We start from the raw sequence: 18,402 nt of genomic DNA on the forward strand, positions 1-18,402 counted from the left end.
GGAGATCCGCAATCTGACAGCAGACATGGTGCGGACCGGTCGGGACGAGATGGTGAGGCGCGCCGAGATGGCCGAATTTAGTCCGTTCTACCTGCATTTCTGTTAGACAAAGGGGATGAACGCGAGAAATCTGACACTCGCAACACTGGCCTTCGCCCTCACCTTCTGGGCCTGGAATCTGATTGGTCCGCTATCGAGCAGCTACACCAAGCAGCTGGGCCTCTCACCGGGCCAGCAGTCCTTGCTCGTGGCGACTCCGGTCCTGGTCGGGTCGCTGGGACGCATTCCCATCGGCGTGCTCACCGACAAGTTCGGCGGGCGGCTCATGTTCACCGTCATCGCCGTCGTCTCGATCATCCCGGTGCTGCTGGTCGGCTGGTCGAATTCCTTTGTGGCACTGATCATCTGGGGATTCTTCCTGGGCATACCGGGCACGTCGTTCGCCGTCGGCATCCCGTTCGTCAACTCCTGGTTCGAACCGGCCCGCCGCGGCTTCGCCACCGGCATGTTCGGCCTCGGCATGGGCGGCACGGCACTCTCGGCCCTGCTCACCCCGCGCCTGGTCGATCACCTCGGCCGGGCCCAGACCCACGTGCTGATGGCCGTCGCGCTGGCGATCCTCGGCGCGATCATGTGGCTGTTCAGCCGCAACTCCCCGCAGTGGAAACCGGCCACCGAACCGGCACTGCCCCGGATCATGGACGCGTTGAAACTCAAGGCCACCTGGCAGGGCTCGATCCTGTACGCGCTGGCCTTCGGCGGATTCGTCGCCTTCTCCACCTACCTGCCCACCGTGCTCAAGAACGTCTACGAGTTCTCCCAGTCCGAGGCCGGACTGCGCACCGCGGGCTTCTCCATCGCGGGCGTGCTCGCGCGACCGCTGGGCGGCACCCTGTCCGACAAGCTGGGACCGATCAAGGTACTGGTCATCTCCTTCGCGGGTGCCGCGATCATGGCCATCGTGCTGGCGTTCAAGCCGGAACCGGAGATTCCGGCCGGGGTCAGCCTGGTGCTCATGGCCTTCTTCCTCGGCCTCGGTACCGGTGGCGTGTTCGCCCTCATCGCCCGGCTGGTGGAGCCCGCCCGGGTCGGCACGGTGACCGGTCTGGTCGGCGCGGCGGGCGGACTCGGCGGCTACTTCCCGCCCTTGGTCATGGGCGCGGTCTACAGCGCCACCGACGAATACACCGTCGGCTACATACTGCTCGCCCTGACCGCGGTGGCCGTGCTGCTCTACACCCTGAGACTCGGTCGCGAGCTTCGCAATTGACGTCCACTATCTCGAAAATGGCCCTTTGCCAGGACCTTTCATGAATACAAGATCTTGTTAAGGCCGCGCCAAGCGCGGCTGGGCATCGTTTGTGTCAACGCCGGAGCACACCGGCGGACCCGACGAGCCACCAACCGGGGGTGGGGACGCTGGGGTCGACCCACCTACGAGGGGTGGCGGGTCGACCACAGCAAACCAACCAATCGGTTCTCGATGGGAGACCTGGCCTGCCGCGAAGGGGGTGGTAGGCCAGCGCCGAACCCGCTGTATTCATCCACGAGGGGTGTTGGATACAGCGGGTTCTTCGCGTCCAAGGCTACCGGTCAGCGATCTTGTTCGTCCGATTTCTGGCCCCCGCCGCCCGGCGCACGGCATCATGGAAGGCAAGAGCGCCAAGAAGATTGGGATTGACGATGGAAACCGTGGTCGTCTTCGTACTGGCCTGCCTGATCTATTGGTGGGGCCTACTCTGACGTCGGGGTTCGCGCGACCGCGTACAGCGCGTCGGCGATACGACGGCTGAAGTGGTCGGCATCCTCGGTGCCATGGGTGAGAGCGCGCATCAGGGTCGCACCGCGCAGGAATTCGAAGATCGCCTCGACATCGCAATCGGGATCCGCCTGACCGGAATCGGCGGCGGAGGCGAGCAATTCCCGCAGCGCGGCAATGGTCGGACGCTCGCCACCGTCGAGCAGGCGACGGTAGCTCTCCCGGTCGTCGTGATACTCCGAGAGCAGCCCGGGAATGGCCGAGCGGGCCGCGGGATGCGCGGCGGCATCCAAGAACAGGCGGGTCCAGGCCAGCAGGTCGGCGCGTAGGTCGCCGGTGCGGGCCGGATGGTTCGCGGTGTCCAGCGCGAAGACGGCATCCTCGACCAGCGCGCGCTTGCCGGGCCAGCGGCGGTAGATCGAGGTGGTGACCACGCCCGCGCGCCGGGCCACGGCGGCGATGGTGGTGGCCTGGTAGCCGTCGCGGACCAGGAGTTCCTGGGCGGCCTTGAGCACCTGGGCATCCAACTGCGGATCGCGGGGACGGCCGGGGCCGGTGCGGGGGGCTGCTGCGGTCACCGATTCCCCTCTCTGACTGTGGGTCATCACAATTTCTGAAACAGGTTACATGGCGGCCGCATTTGAAATACGCTGCGCCTCGTATTCTAATTCAGGAGGCACCCCCATGCTGACGCCGCAGGACGAACTGCTCGCCCACCAGCTCCCCACCACCTTCGACCACGTGCAGCAGAGCGATCTGCGCTGGACCGAACGCGTCGTGCTCTACGGCTTCGACACCACCGGCGAGGTCAGCGTCATGACCGGCATGGCCCGCTACCCCAATCGGAATGTGCTCGACGCCTATGCCATGGTCACCATCGGCGGGAAGGCCGCGCACGTGGTCCGGCTCTCGCGCGAGATCGGCGGGCGCTACGACGGGATCGCGGATTGGACCGTGGGGCCCTACCGGTACGAGGTCCTGGAACCGCTGCGCAAGGTACGCGCCACCCTCGGCGACAATGAGCACGGCGTGCTGCTGGAGTTGGAGTTCGAGGGGCAATTCCCCGCCTATGAACAGGAACCCGCGTTCTTTCGCAGCCGCGGGCGGGTGCGGGAGGATGCTCGGCGGTATTACCAGAACGGGCGCATTACCGGCTGGCTCGAGGTCGAGGGGACGCGCTTCGACATCGACCCGGAGACATGGTGGTTCGGCCGCGATCACTCGTGGGGAACCCGGCACGGCGGGGGCGGCGGCAGCCTCGGCGAGGGCGAGGGACTGCAGCCGAGCGAGATCCCGGACGGCGTCCTGTATTACATGGGCATCTTCCAATTCGAGAATGAGCTGGTGCATTTCGCGCAGCGTGAGACCGCCGACGGCCAGCGCTGGCACTTCGAGGGGACGGTGCTCGGGCCCATCGACTCCGGGCGGCCGCCGGTCCCGATCCTCACCACCGATCACGCGCTGAGCTTCCGCGACGACTTCCGGATCGTGAGCGGCGGCAGCTTTACCGTGCGGTCCGCCGATGGGCGCGAGCGCGAGTTCACGATCACACCGATCTCCGACTTCTGGCCCGGGATCGCGGGATACGACCACTACCGGGGTTATGCCTCGGGGCTGTGGAAGGGCCCGGACTGGAGCGACGGCTTCACCGCCGACCTCACCGACACCGCGGATTTGAAGCAGGTCAGCATGCTCAGCGAAACCTTCTGCCGGATCGAGACCGATGGCAAGGTCGGGTACGGGCTGGTCGAGATGGTGTTCATGGGTCGCAATGCGCGGTACGGGTACGCGGGGTACTGACCGTGAGCTACAGCCGAATTCCCGTCGAGCACCTGGCGACGGCCTTGGAACCTGCGGTGCGCCAGCACCTTCCGGGATCAGGTGGCGGGCGGGTGCGGAACCTGGTTCGGACCGAGCGCGGGTTCGCCACCGAGACCTATCTTTTCGAGGTCGAGGACGAGTACGGCTCGCTGCCGTTGGTGTTGCGGCGGCCGCCGGATCTGTCGTTGTTCCCGGATTACGATCTGCTGCGGCAGGTGTTGGTCATGAAGCGGCTGGCCGATACGCCGATCCCGGTGCCGACGGTCGCCTGGCTCGAGCGCGGCGACAATCCGCTCGGCAGCCCGTATTTCGTCATGAACCGGCTGGAAGGGCAAGCGCCGAGCGACTATCCGTCGTATCACGCGGCCGGGAATTACTTCGAGGCCACGCCGGAGCAGCGGGCACGCATGTGGTGGGGGTGCGTGGACACCATTGCCGAGGTCGGCCAACTGGACTGGCGGGCACTGCGATTGGATTTCCTCGCCTTTCCGCGATTCGGCGCGGGTGTCATCGAGCAGGGGGTGAATTATCTGGCGGCCGCGTTGGACTGGGCCTGCGAGGGAAATCCGCCGGATACCTATCGGCGGGCCGTGGCCTATCTCCGGGAGAATTTGTACGAGCCGGAACAGCCCTGCCTGTGCTGGGGTGATGCCCGCATGTCGAACATCCTGTACGACGCGGACTTTCGGGTGCGCGGGGTGCTGGACTGGGAGATCGCGCATCTCGGCGCACCCGAGTCGGATCTGGCCTGGATGCTGTTCCTGGATTGGGCGTGCAGCGAATTCGAGGGGCATCCGCCGCTGCCCGGCACACCGACGCGCGAGGAGACGATCGCCTACTACGAGAAGCGCACCGGAACCGCGGTCCGCAATCTCGAATACCAGGAGGTCTTCTCGGCGGCGCTGCTGTCGATTCCCTTGCTGCGCATGACGCGTCGGGTGCAGTTGCCGCCGGAGATGAACATCACCGGGTTCTGTACCGCGCGAATCGAGCAGTTGATCGGCTGACGGTCCGACGACGACAATCCGCCCCGGCATCGGTGCCGGGGCGGATTGTGTTGTCGTGCCGGTTATCCGACCTCGACCAGTTCGGACTCGACGGCCATTGCCTCGCCGCCCGCCGCCTTCGCGCCCTTCATCAGGAAGAAGGCCATGACGGTGGCGGCCACGACCGCCGCGCCGCCCGCCAGGAAGGTGGTGGACATGGCGTGGGTGAAGGCATCGCGGGCCGCGGCGATCAGGGTGCCGTCGCCGGTGGCGACGGCCCCGGCAATGCTGTCGCGGGCCGCGGCGGGAGCGCCCGAAGGCATGGCGTCGGTGTAGGTTCCGGCCAACACCGCGCCCAGGACCGCGACGCCCAGCGCGCCACCGGTCTGCTGAATGGTGTCGTTCAGCGCCGAGCCGACACCGGCCTGCTCCGGCGGAATCGCACCCATGAGCGCGCCGATCGCGGCGGGCATGGCCAGACCGGCACCGGCACCCACCAGCGCCATCGCCAGGGCCGCGGCCCAGAAGCCGGAGTCGGTGTCCAGCGCGGCCAGCGCACCCGAACCGACGGCCAGCACCAGCATGCCGACCAGGGTGATCGGGCGGACGCCGAACTTCTGCACCAGACCCGCGCCCGCACCCTGCGCGACCAGGGCCGCGAACGCCAGCGGGGTGAAGGCCAGCGCGGTCTTCATGGCCGAGTAGCCGAGCACGAACTGCAGGTACTGGGTCAGCAGCAGGAGCAGACCGGCATTGGCGAAGGTGACCAGCACCAGCGAGAAGCTGGATCCGGTGAAAACCCGGTTGCGGAACAGGTGCAGCGGGACCATCGGATGCTCGGCCTTCAGCTCACGAATCATGAAAGCCGCCAGGAAGATCGCCGCGACGATCAGCGAAACCCAGGTTCCGGCAATGCCCTTGGTCGGGAATTCGATAATGCTCCATACCAGCGCCACCGTGCCCACGATGGACAGCGCCATGCCCGGCAGATCGGTCGGCCGGGCCGGGCCCTTGGACTCCGGCATGAGCGCCAGCGCGGCCAGGATGGCCACGCCCGCGATCGGCACGTTCAGCAGGAAAACCGAACCCCACCACAGGTGTTCGAGCATGACGCCGCCCAGCACCGGGCCGCCGACCATGCCGATCATGGCCACGCTGCTCCAGGCCGCGATGGCCTTCGGCCGCTCCTGCTCGTCGAACACCGTGATCAGAATGGACAGCGTGCTCGGCATGATGAGCGCGCCGCCGATGCCCATCACCACGCGGCCCGCGATCAGGGTCTCGGGGCTGGTGGCGTAGGCGGCCAGCAGTGAGGCCGCCCCGAAGAGCACCAGCCCCACGATCATGACCAGCCTGCGGCCGAAGCGGTCGGACAGGCTGCCGGTGGTGAGCAGCAGGCCCGCGAAAACCAGGATGTAGGAGTCGATCACCCACTGCAGCGCCTGCGGCCCGGCGTGCAGGTCGGTCGCGATCTGCGGCAGCGCGACGGTGAGGACCATATTGTCGATCACCAGCACCAGCGAGGCCAGGCAGAGCACGACCAGGATCAGCCAGCGCTTCGGATTGCGCTCGGCCGCAGGCGATGTCAGCGCCTCGGTCAGTTTGTCGGCAGTCATATCAGGTCCCCTTCGAGAAGCTCGACCGCACACTGTGCGGCGTTGTCGAACACTGTACGGTCTCCGTACAGTGTTCGCAAGAGGGAACGGTGTGCGGCTGGACGAACGGCGTTCTAGCTGGGGTTATGCTGTTCCGCAGACGAAGGAGGAAGAGCCATGGCGGCAAACACGCAGGAGTTCTCGTCGGTATGGACCCGGCCGCAACGAGAACGGCGTGACCAGCCCGCACTCAGTCGCGAGCAGATCGTCAGTGAGGCCCTCGCCCTGCTCGATACCGAGGGCTACGACGCGCTCAGCATGCGCAAGCTCGGCACGCGACTAAATGCCGGTGCCACCTCCCTGTACACCCATGTCACGAACAAGGACGAGATCCTCGAATTGGCGATCGACGAGGCGTTCAACGACGTCCGACTCCCTGACACCATCGACCCCGCGAACTGGCGCGCCGATCTACTCACCCTGGGTAGCGACGTGCGCACCGCGGTGCTGTCGCATCCGTGGATCAGCACCGCCATGACCGGAGCCGGACTGGCCTACCTCGGCCCCAATCTCATGCGCCTGTCCGAAGGCATGTTCGCCATCCTCGAGGCGGCGGGCTTCGACGACACGTCAGCGGACCGGGCCGCGAATGCCTTCTGGTCCTACACTTTCGGCGCTACCAGCGGCGAGACCGCCATGCTCACCACCATCGCCCGCAGCGGACTGAGCGATCAGGAGTACATGGCCAAGTTCATGGACATGGCCGAGCGGGTGACACGGGCCTACCCGCGCATTGCCAGACGCTATGACGTGTACCGAAATCTGGACGTAGTTCAGTCGCGGGAGGACTTTTTCATGGAAGAGCTCCAGCTCATCCTGGATGGGCTGGAAGTGCGACGCACTCGCGGCACCGGGAAATAGCCTGCGGCACGGGCCGATTCAGCCCAGTTCCGCGAGCCGTTGGCGCTGGGCCGGAGTCTCCACGATCACCGAGCCGATGACCAATGCGGCCAGCACCGTGAGCAGCCCGGCCACCGGGACATGCGTGGCAATCGGCAGCAGTGCCGCTACCAGTACCGCGGTGACCAGCCGAATCACCACCACGCCCTCGCGAATCCCGGTGAAGGCGGCTCGGACCACGGATACCGAGACCAGATAGACGATTACGCCACCGACGATGCAATCCGCGGCGGTGGTGTTGAGGTGCGAGCCGCCTCCGGTCACCGCCATACCCATGGACGCGCCCGTCAAAGCCAGCGCGAGCAGCATGGGTAGGTGTCCGAAGGTGAAGACGTGCAAGAGTTTTCCGGTGCGGGCCAGCTCGGTGTGCGAACCCGGGCGGATGCCGCTGCCATTGAAATAGGACCACCACAGGCCGACGGTGAGCGCGAAGGCGGCGGCCGCGGTCACAGCCGCCCAGCCCGCGGTCCGCGCGGTCGCCAGGCCATTGGTGAAGCCCAGCACGGATTCGCCGAGGATCACAATGGTGAACAGCCCGAAGCGTTCTCGCAGGTGGTCGGTTTCCTGCTCGACCCGCGCGAGGCGACGGTTCACGATGAGCGGGAGCGCCAACTCCATGGTCATGGCTATGCCCCACGCGGTGTAGCGCTCGACCTGGGATCCGAATGCCAGACCGCCGAGCCAGAAGACGGCACTCGCGGCCGAACCCGTGGTGAACGACAGGAATACAGGCCGCAAGGTCGGATTTTGCCGGGAGTCCCAGGCGTACAGCGCCGCGACGCCCGCCCGCGCGCCGAGGTAGGCAATCACGAATCCGGCGTCCACGGCGCGGCTTTGGCCCACCGCGCCCGCGAAGACCGCCATGCCGACGATTCCGGCCAGACCGCAACCGGTCAGCACCCGGTGCGCCGCGGTGTCCCGATCGGCTCGATTGGCATGCACCGCGTAGAGCACCCACGCCCACCACAGCGGCACGAACAGTCCGGCCGCCGCGGCCACCGAGCCGACATCCGGATGGGATCCGACCCGGTGGGTGATCTGGCCGACCGCCGCGGCGAACACCAGGTCGCTGAAACACTCGAACCAGGTGGCCCGGCGCGGCGTGGTGGATTCCGGTGGGGCGGCGGAGCTTTCGTGCATGCCGCCCAAACTACTGCCCGGTCAGCGGCCCGTCGCCAGGCTGGTGCCGCCATTGACATCCAGCACGACGCCGGTGATGAAACCATTGGTGGCCAGCATGTGGATGGCGCGGGCGACGTCCTCCGGGCGACCGACGCGGCCCACCGGGGTGGTGGCGACCAGGCCGTCGAAGAGGGCGCGGCGGCGTTCCTCGGGAACCCGGTCCCACCACGGGGTGTCGATGACACCCGGGGAGACCGCATTGATGCGCAGCGGAGCCAGTTCCACCGCCAGCGGCCGGACCATGGCGTCCAGTGCGCCATTGATGGCGGCCAGGCCCGCGGTGCCGGGGAAGGCCGAGCGGGACGAGCCCGCGGTGACCAGCGTGACCGAGCCTTCCGGATTCAGGTGCGGGAGAGCGGCTTTCAGAATGCGCACCTGCGGCCAGAACTTCCCATCGAAACCCGCCGCCAGTTGATCCAGGTCGAGATCGGCGAACGGTCCGCTGCCCGCCGAGCCGCTGACCGAGATGACCAGGTGGTCGATGGTTCCGGCCTGGGCGAAGAAGGCGTCGATATCGGTCTGGCCGGTGGCGTCGAGCGCGAAACCGGTGGTCTTGCCGCCGATTCGAGCGATGGCCGCGTCCAGCTTGTCGCGGCTGCGGCCGGTGATGACGACCTCGGCGCCGTCGGCGGCGAAGGCGGTGGCGGTGGCCTCGCCGATGCCGGAGCTGCCACCCATGACGACGACGCGCGGTGTTGTGGTCATTGTCGGAAAAACCTCTCTGTCGCTGTCCGTTTATTCTTACGGAACTGACAGTCTCGACAACACCGTTGACGAGACTTTTAGTCTCGACAAAGGAGTGATGTGCATCACGAGCGACCCCACACCGGGCGGCGTCGCAACGAGGCCACCCGCCAAGCCATCCTGGACGCGACCCTGCGACTGCTCGGCGAATCCGAGGGCGCACCGGTCACCGCCGACGCCATCGCGCGCGCGGCCGGCGTCGGCAAGCAGACGGTCTACCGGTGGTGGCCGTCCAAGGGGGCGGTACTGCTCGACGCGCTCACCGAGCGGTCCGCGCTACAGGTGCCCGATCCCGACTCCGGCTCGGTGCGCACCGATCTGCACAGCCTTATCGAAGCGACCTTCCGTGGCGCGCAGAGTGATTCGACCGCGCCCGCACTGCGCACCCTGGTGCGCGAGGCGGCACACGATCCGCATCTGGCGGAGTTGCTGCAAAAATTCACCGCCCAGCGGCGGGCGGCCATTCACGCGGTGCTGGCCCGCGGGCAACAGCGCGGCGAGCTCCCGGCGGACGCCGATCTGGATTTGATGGTCGACGAGTTCTACGGAGTGTTCTGGTATCGCTTCATCCTCGGCCACGCGCCGCTGGACGACGCCGTGGCCGCGCGGCTCACCGACTCGATTCTGGCCCGGGGCTGAACAATTCGGCCGAGCGATTGGTCTGCGCCAGATGCCGCAGGGCGCTGATCAACTCGTTGCCCAGGATGTTCCCCACCAGCACGGTCTCCGCCATGCTGTCGATGTCGGCACGCGAGGTCAGCAGGGCCAGATCCAGTTCCGCGACCGGTTCGAGTGCGCGCGCGTAGTCGTCGAGGCGGTCGGCCATGTCGCCGTGGCCCAGTTGCCGGAGTGCACCGACGACTTCGGCGGCGGCCAGCACCGCGGGGTTGCCGTGCCCGACCCGCCAGCCGAGACGATCCACCATGGCCCGAACCTCTTCGAGGGCAGCGGCCTTCGATTCCTCATCACAGAACGCGATGCTGCGGGTGGCGGTGTGCTGGGCGACGCCGAGGATTTTGTGGGTGCCCAGGTCCGGGCTGTCCAGCGCCGTGATCACATCACGGGCCGCGGCGATGGACAGCCCGCCCACATCGATGAGCGCGCGAATCAGGCGGAGCCGCCGCAAGTGCTCGTCCCCGTACTGGGCCTGATTGTGGCCGGTCGCTTCGCCTTTCGGCAGCAGGCCTTCCCGCAGGTAGTACTTGATCGACGGGGTGGACACACCGCTGGCCTTGCTCAGCTCACCGATTCGCATCGAACCTCCTCGTGACGGGTAGCGCGACTATCCACCTTACGAGCACCGAAAAGGCCCGCACCGCGGGATGCGGTACGGGCCTTTTCGGAGGCTCACTCGGCCGGGCTAGTTGCCCAGCTGCTCGCGGACGCCCACCTCGATGCGCTTGCCGAGATCGGCGTCGATGCTCTTCCAGTAGTCGAACACGCGGCTCAGGATCGGCTCGCGGACGCCGCCGAGGATGTGGCCGACGACGTTGGAGACCAGGCGGTCGCGCTGGGCGTCGTCCATGACCTCGCGGACCAGGGTGCCCGCCTGCACGAAGTCGTTGTCCTCGCGGTGCTGGATGTATCCGGCCCGGACCATGGTCGGGTCGAAGGCCCAGGCGCCGTCGTCGATGGCGCGCTCCGGGTCGGCGTGCGCGCCGCCGAAGGAGTTGGGCGCGTACACCGGGACGCTGGAGGCGTTGTGCGAGAACCGCATCGCGCCGTCCTGGGAGTACGAGTTCACCTGCGCGGCCTTGGGCCGGTTCGGCGGCAGCTGCGCGTAGTTGGCGCCGATGCGGTAGCGGTGCGCGTCGGCGTAGGCGAACACGCGGCCCAGCAGCATCTTGTCGGGCGAGAAGGCAACGCCGGGAACGGTGTTCGACGGCTCGAAGGCGGCCTGCTCGATGTCCACGAAGTAGTTCGCGGGGTTGCGGTTCAGGGTCCAGCGGCCGACCTCGATGAGCGGGTAGTCCTGCTGCGACCAGACCTTGGTCAGGTCGAACGGGTTGAAGCGGTAGTTGTCCGCCTCGGCGACCGGCATGATCTGGACCTTGAGGGTCCAGCTCGGGAAGTCGCCGCGCTCGATGGCCTCGTACAGGTCGCGACGGTGGTAGTCGGCGTCCTTACCGGCGATCTCGTCGGCCTCGGCCTGGGTCAGGCACTTGATGCCCTGGTCGGTCTTGAAGTGGTACTTCACCCAGAAGCGCTCACCGGCGGCATTGATCCACTGGTAGGTGTGCGAGCCGAAGCCGTCCATGTGGCGCAGGGTGGCCGGGATGCCGCGGTCGCCCATGAGCCAGGTGACCTGGTGGGCGGTCTCCGGACGCAGGGTCCAGAAGTCCCACTGCATGTTCGCGTCGCGCAGGCCCGAGCCCGGCAGGCGCTTCTGCGAGTGGATGAAGTCGGGGAACTTGATCGGGTCCTTGATGAAGAACACCGGGGTGTTGTTGCCGACGATGTCGAGGTTGCCCTCGGTGGTGTAGAACTTCACCGCGAAACCGCGCGGGTCGCGCCAGGTGTCGGGGGAGCCCTGCTCACCGGCGACGGTGGAGAAGCGCACCAGCGATTCGGTGCGGGTACCCGGCTGGAACACCGCGGCCTTGGTGTAGCGGCTCACATCGCCGGTAACCACAAGTTCGCCGAACGCGCCCGCGCCCTTGGCGTGCACCACCCGCTCCGGCACCCGCTCACGATTGAACTGAGCCAGCTTCTCGATCAGGTAGTGGTCGTGGAGCAGGATCGGGCCCTGGGTACCCGCGGTGAGCGACTCGTTGTCGCTGGGCACAGGGGCGCCGGAATTGGTGGTGGTCGCCTTGGTCATGCGTCCGAGCCTGCCGAGTTTTCTGGAACTAGTCAAGAAAAGCGAGCAGGCTGGTGAGTAAACAAAGGTGTATACACTCCGGGCCGCTCCGACCGGGGGAATAGATCCGCCGAACCACCCGTTGACCACAGTTGCCGGCGTCGGAACAGCCCCGGGCCGCACCCTTTGTCGCTACGAGCGACCACTCGCCGAGAGGCGCTTGTTGGGCGTCGGCGTTTACTTACCCGGGAAAGCCGGGGGGTGGCCCTACCCTCGGAAACATGGTGCGCATGCGCAGGGGGTTGGCCGCCGGGTTCGCTGCGGTACTCGTGGCGGGCAGTGTGATTATCGGAGGCGGTGTCGCGGCAGCGGCACCGCCTTCCGCGCGCTGTGCGGCACCGGACGGGCGGGAGTTCGAGCGGGCCGCGCCGGAGGATACCGGCGTGGACTCGGCCGGGCTCGCGGCGGCGCTGGACTTCGCGGCCTCCCGAAATCGATTGAATGTTCAGGTGTTTCGGCACAACTGTCTGATCGGTGAGGGACCGCTCAATGCCGAAACCGGTGGGGTGCCGTGGAACGTCTGGAGCGTTACCAAGAGCATCGTCTCGCTGGTGGCCGGAATCGCCTGGGATCAGGGGAAACTCGATATCGACGCGCCGCTGGACCGGTACCTGCCGCCGGGGATCGGCGCGCCGGACCATCGCGCGATCAGCGTGGAGAATCTGCTCCAGGAGTCGTCCGGGCTGCGGGTCGGCGCGGTGACCGAGGGGATCACCGGGATCGTGCCCATCGATCCGTTCAGTGCGGTGCAGGCGCTGGGCGTTCCGTTCGACGAGCCGCCGGGCACCACCTTTCAATACAGCCAGCGCAATGTGGATCTGCTGTCGTATGTCATCGAATTGGCGGTGGGCGAACCGCTCCAGCAGTTCGCGCAGCGAGAACTGTTCGATCCCCTCGGAATTCAGCGCACCGACTACTACTGGGCGCGGGACCGGACCGGGCACACCTACGGCTACGCGCACCTGTTCATTCCGCCCGATGATCTGGCCCGGCTGGGCATGCTGGTCGCCGAGCACGGAAACTGGAACGGGCGCACCATTGTTTCGCCCGCCTACCTGACGCGCGCCACCACCCCGTCGGCCACCAACCACTGCTACGGCTATCTGTTCTGGACCGGTCCCGGATGCGCGGAGAATCCCGAATTCCTGCCCGCGGACATGTATTCCATGTCCGGCCTGGGGCTGCAGCACGTGTACATCGTGCCCAGTCTGGATCTCATGGTGGTGTGGACCGGTGTCTTCGGCGTCCACAGCTCACAGGGGCCGAGCGGCATCCTGCAGTACGGGGACGAGCCGCCCCACGAGTTCTTTCGGCGGTTGCTGGCGGCGTTGGACGACAACGTGATTCCCGATCCGGGACCGTATGTGGAGGCTCCGCTGTCGGTCGACTATCGCGGCTATTTCGATCCCGACATCACGCTCGCCGTCTTCGGTGTCGGCGCGGACGCGTATCCGGGCTGCGATCTGCTCTCCTGCCTGAATCTCCCCCTGCGCGCACCCTTCAGCGACGCGCCACCGGGGTGCGTACTCGTGGCATGCGTCGGACCCGACCCGCGCACACCGGGTATTCACTGACGGACCGCAGCCCCGCTCACGGGGTGATCGCGGCGCGGCCCGCTAGCTCCCGCAGTTCGTCGGCCGGTCGACGACCGGCGAACTGCAGCAGATCTCGCACCACCTCGCGGGTGCGATGGTCGGTGTGGACCAGTTCGGGCGTTAGTCGCTCGGCGGTGAGCAGGGCGTCCAGCGCCTCGGCCGCCTGCCGCCGCTGCGCGTGCGCGCGAGCGACGTCGACCAGGAAGCGGGCCTGCCGTTCCGGAGAGAGGATCGAGGCGTCGACGGTGCGCGCGGTGTCGAGTGCCTCACCGGCATCGCCCAATTCGACCGCCACCGCCACCGCGTGCACGGCGACGCCGGTCGGCCCGAATTCGGTGTCGAAATCATTGCGGCCCTCGCCCAATCGGTCGGCCGCGACGCGAGCCGCCGCCAATCCGCTGCGCGCCGCCGTGCGATTGCCGTCCGTCGCCGCGATCACCGCCAGCATGAGCTGCAGAGATCCGTAGAGCGACAACACTTCCGGCGGCGGTGACTCCGACGCCACCTGCGCGGCGAGCGCCGTCACCGACACCCGCGCCGCCTGCTCGGCCTGCTCGAGTCGCTGCAGGCGCAGGAAGGCCTGTGCCATGCGATAGGTTCCGGCCACCACGCTGAGCGCGTCACCGGATTCCTCGGCCGCGGACAGCGCACGGTCGGCCGCGACCCAGGCCGCGTCGACTTCTTCCTGACGGGTGAACGCGGTCGCGGCCACCTGGTAGGCGCGCGAGAGCAGGGTCAGCACTTCGGACCGCTGCGCGGTGGTGGCCCGCGCGGCGTGCTCGAGGTCCGGAATCAGTTCCAGCAGACTGCTGCCCACCTCGACCAGACGGGATTCATTGGCCAGTTGCCAGGCCAGGTCTACACGTTCTTCCAGCTCCGAGAGTTTGGCCGACTCGCGATCGGCGTCGTCTCCGAATAGCTGGTCCAGTGCGGGATGTCCGGTCAGCAGCAGGCGCAGTCGTTCGAAAACCGCCGAGCCGGGCCGCTGCCCGTCACCGCGATCGGCGGCCATGGGTTCGGCCGCCTCGGGTCTCAGGTCGCGTACCGCCACGCCGAGCACATCCGCCAGTCTTTGCAGAACGGACAGTCGCTCAACAGGCAGGACGTCTCGCTCGACCTGCGATACCCAACTCTCCGAGCGACGTATGGCCGCTCCCAACTCCTTCTGCGATAGCCCCCGCCTCCGGCGCAACTCCGCTACCCGTGCCCCAAGGGTACTTTCGGCCACCGGGTCAAACTCCTTCTGCCTGATCGGCTTTCCCGGCCGTCACCGCCCGCTTGTTTCGCCGATGTCTACCATGCCCTTCTCCTTCCGCCCTTTCTGTCCAGACGGGATCTGCCGACAAGGATTCCAGACCGGGCGAGCTTACGGCGCACAGTATGGAACATGGATTTTTCTTATTGCACCGCAATTTTTCTGTGTTTAACGTTTGAAGAGGACCCGTCGAACCAAACGGACGACAAGGGGTGGTCATGCCCGGCGAACTTCTCTTCTTCCTACTCGGAGCCGGAATCGGCGGCGCGGCAATGTGGTTCGCGGCGTGCGCCCTTGCGGCCACCAAGTATTCCTCCACTGCCGACGGGGCGACGGTGCAATCCATCACCGCACGCCTCGAACGCGAGGGTATCCGGAACTCGCGGTCAATGAAAGGTCAACCAGCGGCGCATCGGGCCCCGTCGAGATGACCGCGCTGCCCGAAACCGAGGAAGTGCATGTGCGGCTGCGCTTTCCCGGCGGAATGATCTTGGATTACCGCACCGAGCGCACAATTGCCGAACGGCTGGCAGCGCATTTGCGTCCGCATCGGATAGAAGTCACGATCGACGGGTTCCGAACCGACCGGCTGCCACCCCTGCCCTGTGCGGAACTTTGGACGGATTGACCGGTATCGGATCACGCCGTGTCCGATCGAAAACGGGCCGCGCACTTTGTCGTGCACGGCCCGTTACGCATATATCTGATCAGTTGTTCAAAAGAACTTCGGCGATCTGAATGGTGTTGAGCGCCGCGCCCTTTCGCAGATTGTCACCGGAGATGAACAGCGCCAGACCACGACCGTCCGGCACACCCGGATCCTGGCGGATGCGGCCGACCAGCGACTCGTCGATACCGGCGGCGGCCAGCGGGGTCGGGACGTCGGTCAGCTTCACGCCCGGCGCCTTGGCCAGCAATTCCTCGGCGCGCTCCACCGAAAGCGGCTGCGCGAACTCGGCATTGATGGACAGCGAGTGGCCGGTGAAGACCGGGACGCGCACGCAGGTGCCGCTCACCAGCAGATCCGGGATGCCCAGGATCTTGCGGGATTCATTGCGCAGCTTCTGATCCTCGTCGGTCTCCCCGCTGCCGTCGTCCACCAGCGAGCCCGCGAGCGGAATGACGTCGAAGGCGATGGGGGCCACGTACTTGTTCGGGGCCGGGAACTGCACGGCCGAACCGTCGTGCACCAGCTTCTCGGCATCGCCGATGACGGCGCGCACCTGGCTCGCGAGCTCCTCGACGCCCGCCAGCCCGGAACCCGAAACCGCCTGGTAGCTGGACACGATCAGCCGCCGCAGGCCCGCCTCGTCGTGCAGCACCTTGAGCACCGGCATGGCGGCCATGGTGGTGCAGTTCGGGTTGGCGATAATGCCCTTGACCAGGTTGCGGGTGGCTTCCGGGTTCACCTCGGAGACCACCAGCGGCACCTCGGGATCCTTACGCCAGGCCGAGGAGTTGTCGATGACGGTGACACCGGCGGCCGCGAAGCGCGGGGCCTGCACCCGGGACATGGTGGCACCGGCCGAGAACAGCGCGATGTCCAGTCCGCTCGGGTCGGCGGTCTCGGTGTCCTCGACCACGATGTCCTTGCCGCGGAAGGGCAGGGTCTTGCCCGCCGAGCGCGCGGACGCGAAGAACCGCACCTCGTCGGCCGGGAAGTCGCGGTCCTCCAGCAGCTTTCGCATGACGGCGCCGACCTGTCCGGTCGCGCCGACGACGCCTACTCGTACGCCCATGTCCCTATCGCCCCGTTCCGCCGTGCACCACGGCGACCTCGTCGCCGCCCAGATCGAATGCCGAGTGCAGCACCTTGACCGCCTCGTCCAGGTCGGTGTCCTTGACCAGCACCGAGATCCGGATCTCCGAGGTGGAGATGAGGTCGATGTTGATGCCCGCGTCGGCGAGGGACTCGCAGAAGGTGGCGGTCACGCCCGGGTGCGACTTCATGCCCGCGCCGACCAGCGACACCTTGCCGATGTGGTCGTCGTACACGACCTGGGAGAAGCCGATGTCGCCCTGCTGCTTGGTGAGCAGCTCGACGGCGCGCGGGCCCTCGAGCTTGGGCAGGGTGAAGGTGATGTCGGTCTTACCGGTCTCCACCTTGGAGATGTTCTGCAGCACCATGTCGATATTGATCTCGGCATCGGCGACCGCGCGGAACACCTTGGCGGCGTAGCCCGGCTTGTCCGGAATGCCGACCACGGTCACCTTGGCCTCGCTGCGGTCGTGCGCGACGCCCGTGAGGATTGCTTGCTCCAAGGGGATGTCCTCCATCGATCCGGTAATCATGGTGCCCGTTTTGTCGGTGTACGAGGACCGCACGTGGACGGGCACGTTGTAGCGGCGCGCGTACTCGACGCAACGCAGCATGAGAACTTTCGAGCCGCAGGCGGCCATCTCCAGCATTTCCTCGTAGGAGACGGTGTCCAGCTTCTGGGCGTCGGAGACGATGCGCGGGTCGGCGGAGAAGACGCCGTCCACATCGGTGTAGATCTCGCAGACATCGGCATTGAGCGCGGCGGCCAGCGCGACGGCGGTGGTGTCGGAACCACCGCGACCCAGCGTTGTCACGTCCTTGCTGTCCTGGCTCACGCCCTGGAAGCCCGCGACCAGCACGATGGTGCCCTCGCCGAGCGCCTGCTGCACCCGGCCCGGGGCCACGTCGATGATCTTGGCGTTGCCGTGCGTGCCGGTCGTGATGACACCGGCCTGCGATCCGGTGAACGAGCGGGCCTCCGCGCCGAGCGAGTGAATCGCCATGGCGACCAACGCATTGGAGATGCGCTCACCGGAGGTGAGGAGCATGTCCATCTCGCGGGCCGGGGCGGCGGGCGCGACCTGCTGGGCCAGATCGAGCAGTTCGTCGGTGGTGTCACCCATGGCGGAGCACACGACGACCACATCGTGGCCCTGCTTCTTGGTCTCGACGATCCGCTCAGCGACCCGACGGATGCGCTCGGCGGTGGCGACCGAGGATCCTCCGTACTTCTGGACGACTAGAGCCACGGCGGAAATCCTCCAAGATCGACAAACTGCTGCTACCGACCCACAAGAGTACCGGCCGAGGTCCTGCGGATTTCCCCTACCTCCGACTACCTGCGCGAAACCGCGCTACTGCCGGGCGAAGAGAGCCGCTACTGCTGTGCGAAGAGCGCATTGAAAAGCCAGTGGTACTTGGTGTTCTGGAAGGCGGCGATCGACCACTCACCCCCGGTGCGCACGATCACGTACTGAACCATCTTGGTGTTGAAGCGAGTGAGCTTCTTGTCGCCCTTCACCACCGCGCCCCGCCCGTGTACGAGCGCCACGTCCGGCGCCAGGAAGCGCACCGAAGTGATCTCGCCGATGGTGCGGGTGCCCTTCAGATACTTGGCGAAGAGCGGAACGTGCGAGGCCTCGATGGCCTCGCGCCCCTTCAGTCGCTGACCGAACCAGGTGGTGTAGTCCGCGTCGGGCGCGAAGACCGCCGCGAAGGCCGCGGCGTCCCCGGCCTCCCAGGCGCGATCGGCCCGGGCGAGCAGGTCGCGAACGGCTTCCTCATCGGTGCGCTGCTGGATGGTCATGACATTCCTCCGAAACTATCTGCGTGATTCATCAACTGAATCTGTAAGTAGTTGACTTATTCAGATATTGTCCGAGTAA

The 18,402-nt window shown here is 66.7% G+C and carries 17 protein-coding genes; 7 read left to right on the forward strand and 10 right to left on the reverse strand.

Annotated features, from left to right (window positions below; all coding sequences use genetic code 11):
• Positions 1–115 precede the first annotated feature (115 nt).
• Complete coding sequence (locus VMT40_RS04565; RefSeq protein ID WP_326356684.1) at positions 116–1,270, forward strand: MFS transporter; 1,155 nt, start codon at positions 116–118, stop codon at positions 1,268–1,270.
• Between the two features lie 464 nt (positions 1,271–1,734).
• Here the strand turns inward: VMT40_RS04565 and VMT40_RS04570 are convergent, their stop codons facing one another.
• Positions 1,735–2,337 (reverse strand): TetR/AcrR family transcriptional regulator, encoded by a 603-nt coding sequence (locus tag VMT40_RS04570; RefSeq protein WP_326356685.1) that lies wholly within the window; start codon positions 2,335–2,337, stop codon positions 1,735–1,737.
• A 106-nt stretch (positions 2,338–2,443) separates the two neighbouring features.
• On the opposite strand from VMT40_RS04570, the gene VMT40_RS04575 reads away from it, so the two are divergent.
• Positions 2,444–3,559 (forward strand): hypothetical protein, encoded by a 1,116-nt coding sequence (locus tag VMT40_RS04575; RefSeq protein ID WP_326356686.1) that lies wholly within the window; start codon positions 2,444–2,446, stop codon positions 3,557–3,559.
• Positions 3,560–3,561: 2 nt separating this feature from the next.
• Positions 3,562–4,587 carry a phosphotransferase family protein gene (locus VMT40_RS04580; RefSeq protein ID WP_326356687.1) on the forward strand — a complete coding sequence of 342 codons (1,026 nt, stop codon included), beginning with the start codon at positions 3,562–3,564 and terminating at the stop codon, positions 4,585–4,587.
• A 62-nt stretch (positions 4,588–4,649) separates the two neighbouring features.
• On the opposite strand, the gene VMT40_RS04585 is transcribed toward VMT40_RS04580, so the two are convergent.
• On the reverse strand, positions 4,650–6,182 hold the full coding sequence (locus tag VMT40_RS04585) for an MFS transporter (RefSeq protein ID WP_326356688.1): 1,533 nt from the start codon (positions 6,180–6,182) through the stop codon (positions 4,650–4,652).
• A gap of 156 nt (positions 6,183–6,338) precedes the next feature.
• Between VMT40_RS04585 and VMT40_RS04590 the strand changes: the two genes are divergently transcribed.
• On the forward strand, positions 6,339–7,082 hold the full coding sequence (locus VMT40_RS04590; protein WP_326356689.1) for a TetR/AcrR family transcriptional regulator: 744 nt from the start codon (positions 6,339–6,341) through the stop codon (positions 7,080–7,082).
• An 18-nt stretch (positions 7,083–7,100) separates the two neighbouring features.
• On the opposite strand, the gene VMT40_RS04595 is transcribed toward VMT40_RS04590, so the two are convergent.
• A complete protein-coding gene (locus VMT40_RS04595; protein ID WP_326356690.1) occupies positions 7,101–8,261 on the reverse strand; it encodes a low temperature requirement protein A in 1,161 nt (386 codons plus the stop codon).
• A 21-nt stretch (positions 8,262–8,282) separates the two neighbouring features.
• The gene (locus tag VMT40_RS04600) at positions 8,283–9,008 is read right to left on the reverse strand and encodes an SDR family oxidoreductase (protein WP_326356691.1); all 726 of its coding nucleotides are present in this window, start codon (positions 9,006–9,008) and stop codon (positions 8,283–8,285) included.
• Positions 9,009–9,107: 99 nt separating this feature from the next.
• Between VMT40_RS04600 and VMT40_RS04605 the strand changes: the two genes are divergently transcribed.
• Positions 9,108–9,686: a TetR/AcrR family transcriptional regulator gene (locus VMT40_RS04605; protein WP_326356692.1), complete on the forward strand. Its 579-nt coding sequence runs from the start codon at positions 9,108–9,110 to the stop codon at positions 9,684–9,686.
• On the opposite strand, the gene VMT40_RS04610 is transcribed toward VMT40_RS04605, so the two are convergent.
• Positions 9,658–10,302 carry a MerR family transcriptional regulator gene (locus VMT40_RS04610; RefSeq protein ID WP_326356693.1) on the reverse strand — a complete coding sequence of 215 codons (645 nt, stop codon included), beginning with the start codon at positions 10,300–10,302 and terminating at the stop codon, positions 9,658–9,660. The two genes, VMT40_RS04605 and VMT40_RS04610, sit on opposite strands and share 29 nt — an antisense overlap.
• Positions 10,303–10,407: 105 nt before the next feature.
• Complete coding sequence (locus tag VMT40_RS04615; RefSeq protein ID WP_326356694.1) at positions 10,408–11,868, reverse strand: catalase; 1,461 nt, start codon at positions 11,866–11,868, stop codon at positions 10,408–10,410.
• A gap of 260 nt (positions 11,869–12,128) precedes the next feature.
• Here VMT40_RS04615 and VMT40_RS04620 point away from each other — a divergent pair, with 260 nt between their 5' ends.
• Positions 12,129–13,481 (forward strand): serine hydrolase domain-containing protein, encoded by a 1,353-nt coding sequence (locus VMT40_RS04620; protein ID WP_326356695.1) that lies wholly within the window; start codon positions 12,129–12,131, stop codon positions 13,479–13,481.
• Positions 13,482–13,497: 16 nt separating this feature from the next.
• Here VMT40_RS04620 and VMT40_RS04625 read toward each other — a convergent pair whose 3' ends face one another.
• Positions 13,498–14,730, reverse strand: coding sequence for a helix-turn-helix domain-containing protein (locus tag VMT40_RS04625; RefSeq protein ID WP_326356696.1), 1,233 nt, complete (start codon positions 14,728–14,730; stop codon positions 13,498–13,500).
• Between the two features lie 454 nt (positions 14,731–15,184).
• Here VMT40_RS04625 and VMT40_RS04630 point away from each other — a divergent pair, with 454 nt between their 5' ends.
• Complete coding sequence (locus VMT40_RS04630) at positions 15,185–15,385, forward strand: hypothetical protein (RefSeq protein ID WP_326356697.1); 201 nt, start codon at positions 15,185–15,187, stop codon at positions 15,383–15,385.
• Between the two features lie 79 nt (positions 15,386–15,464).
• On the opposite strand, the gene VMT40_RS04635 is transcribed toward VMT40_RS04630, so the two are convergent.
• From VMT40_RS04635 to VMT40_RS04645, 3 genes are all read right to left on the reverse strand, one after another.
• The gene (locus VMT40_RS04635) at positions 15,465–16,496 is read right to left on the reverse strand and encodes an aspartate-semialdehyde dehydrogenase (protein ID WP_326356698.1); all 1,032 of its coding nucleotides are present in this window, start codon (positions 16,494–16,496) and stop codon (positions 15,465–15,467) included.
• A gap of 4 nt (positions 16,497–16,500) precedes the next feature.
• On the reverse strand, positions 16,501–17,766 hold the full coding sequence (locus VMT40_RS04640; protein WP_326310090.1) for an aspartate kinase: 1,266 nt from the start codon (positions 17,764–17,766) through the stop codon (positions 16,501–16,503).
• 128 nt (positions 17,767–17,894) lie between these two features.
• Positions 17,895–18,323, reverse strand: coding sequence for an SgcJ/EcaC family oxidoreductase (locus VMT40_RS04645; protein WP_326356699.1), 429 nt, complete (start codon positions 18,321–18,323; stop codon positions 17,895–17,897).
• Between the last annotated feature and the right edge of the window lie 79 nt (positions 18,324–18,402).

It is taken from the genome of Nocardia sp. CDC160 (genome assembly GCF_035818795.1).
In the GTDB taxonomy this organism is placed as follows: Bacteria; Actinomycetota; Actinomycetes; order Mycobacteriales; family Mycobacteriaceae; genus Nocardia.

Coding starts and splice junctions, on each gene's coding strand:
- VMT40_RS04565 (WP_326356684.1), top strand. CDS start 116: ATGAACGCGAGAAATCTGACACTCGCAACACTGGCCTTCGCCCTCACC.
- VMT40_RS04575 (WP_326356686.1), top strand. CDS start 2,444: ATGCTGACGCCGCAGGACGAACTGCTCGCCCACCAGCTCCCCACCACC.
- VMT40_RS04585 (WP_326356688.1), bottom strand. CDS start 6,182: ATGACTGCCGACAAACTGACCGAGGCGCTGACATCGCCTGCGGCCGAG.
- VMT40_RS04590 (WP_326356689.1), top strand. CDS start 6,339: ATGGCGGCAAACACGCAGGAGTTCTCGTCGGTATGGACCCGGCCGCAA.
- VMT40_RS04595 (WP_326356690.1), bottom strand. CDS start 8,261: ATGCACGAAAGCTCCGCCGCCCCACCGGAATCCACCACGCCGCGCCGG.
- VMT40_RS04600 (WP_326356691.1), bottom strand. CDS start 9,008: ATGACCACAACACCGCGCGTCGTCGTCATGGGTGGCAGCTCCGGCATC.
- VMT40_RS04610 (WP_326356693.1), bottom strand. CDS start 10,302: ATGCGAATCGGTGAGCTGAGCAAGGCCAGCGGTGTGTCCACCCCGTCG.
- VMT40_RS04615 (WP_326356694.1), bottom strand. CDS start 11,868: ATGACCAAGGCGACCACCACCAATTCCGGCGCCCCTGTGCCCAGCGAC.
- VMT40_RS04620 (WP_326356695.1), top strand. CDS start 12,129: ATGGTGCGCATGCGCAGGGGGTTGGCCGCCGGGTTCGCTGCGGTACTC.
- VMT40_RS04630 (WP_326356697.1), top strand. CDS start 15,185: ATGACCGCGCTGCCCGAAACCGAGGAAGTGCATGTGCGGCTGCGCTTT.
- VMT40_RS04635 (WP_326356698.1), bottom strand. CDS start 16,496: ATGGGCGTACGAGTAGGCGTCGTCGGCGCGACCGGACAGGTCGGCGCC.
- VMT40_RS04645 (WP_326356699.1), bottom strand. CDS start 18,323: ATGACCATCCAGCAGCGCACCGATGAGGAAGCCGTTCGCGACCTGCTC.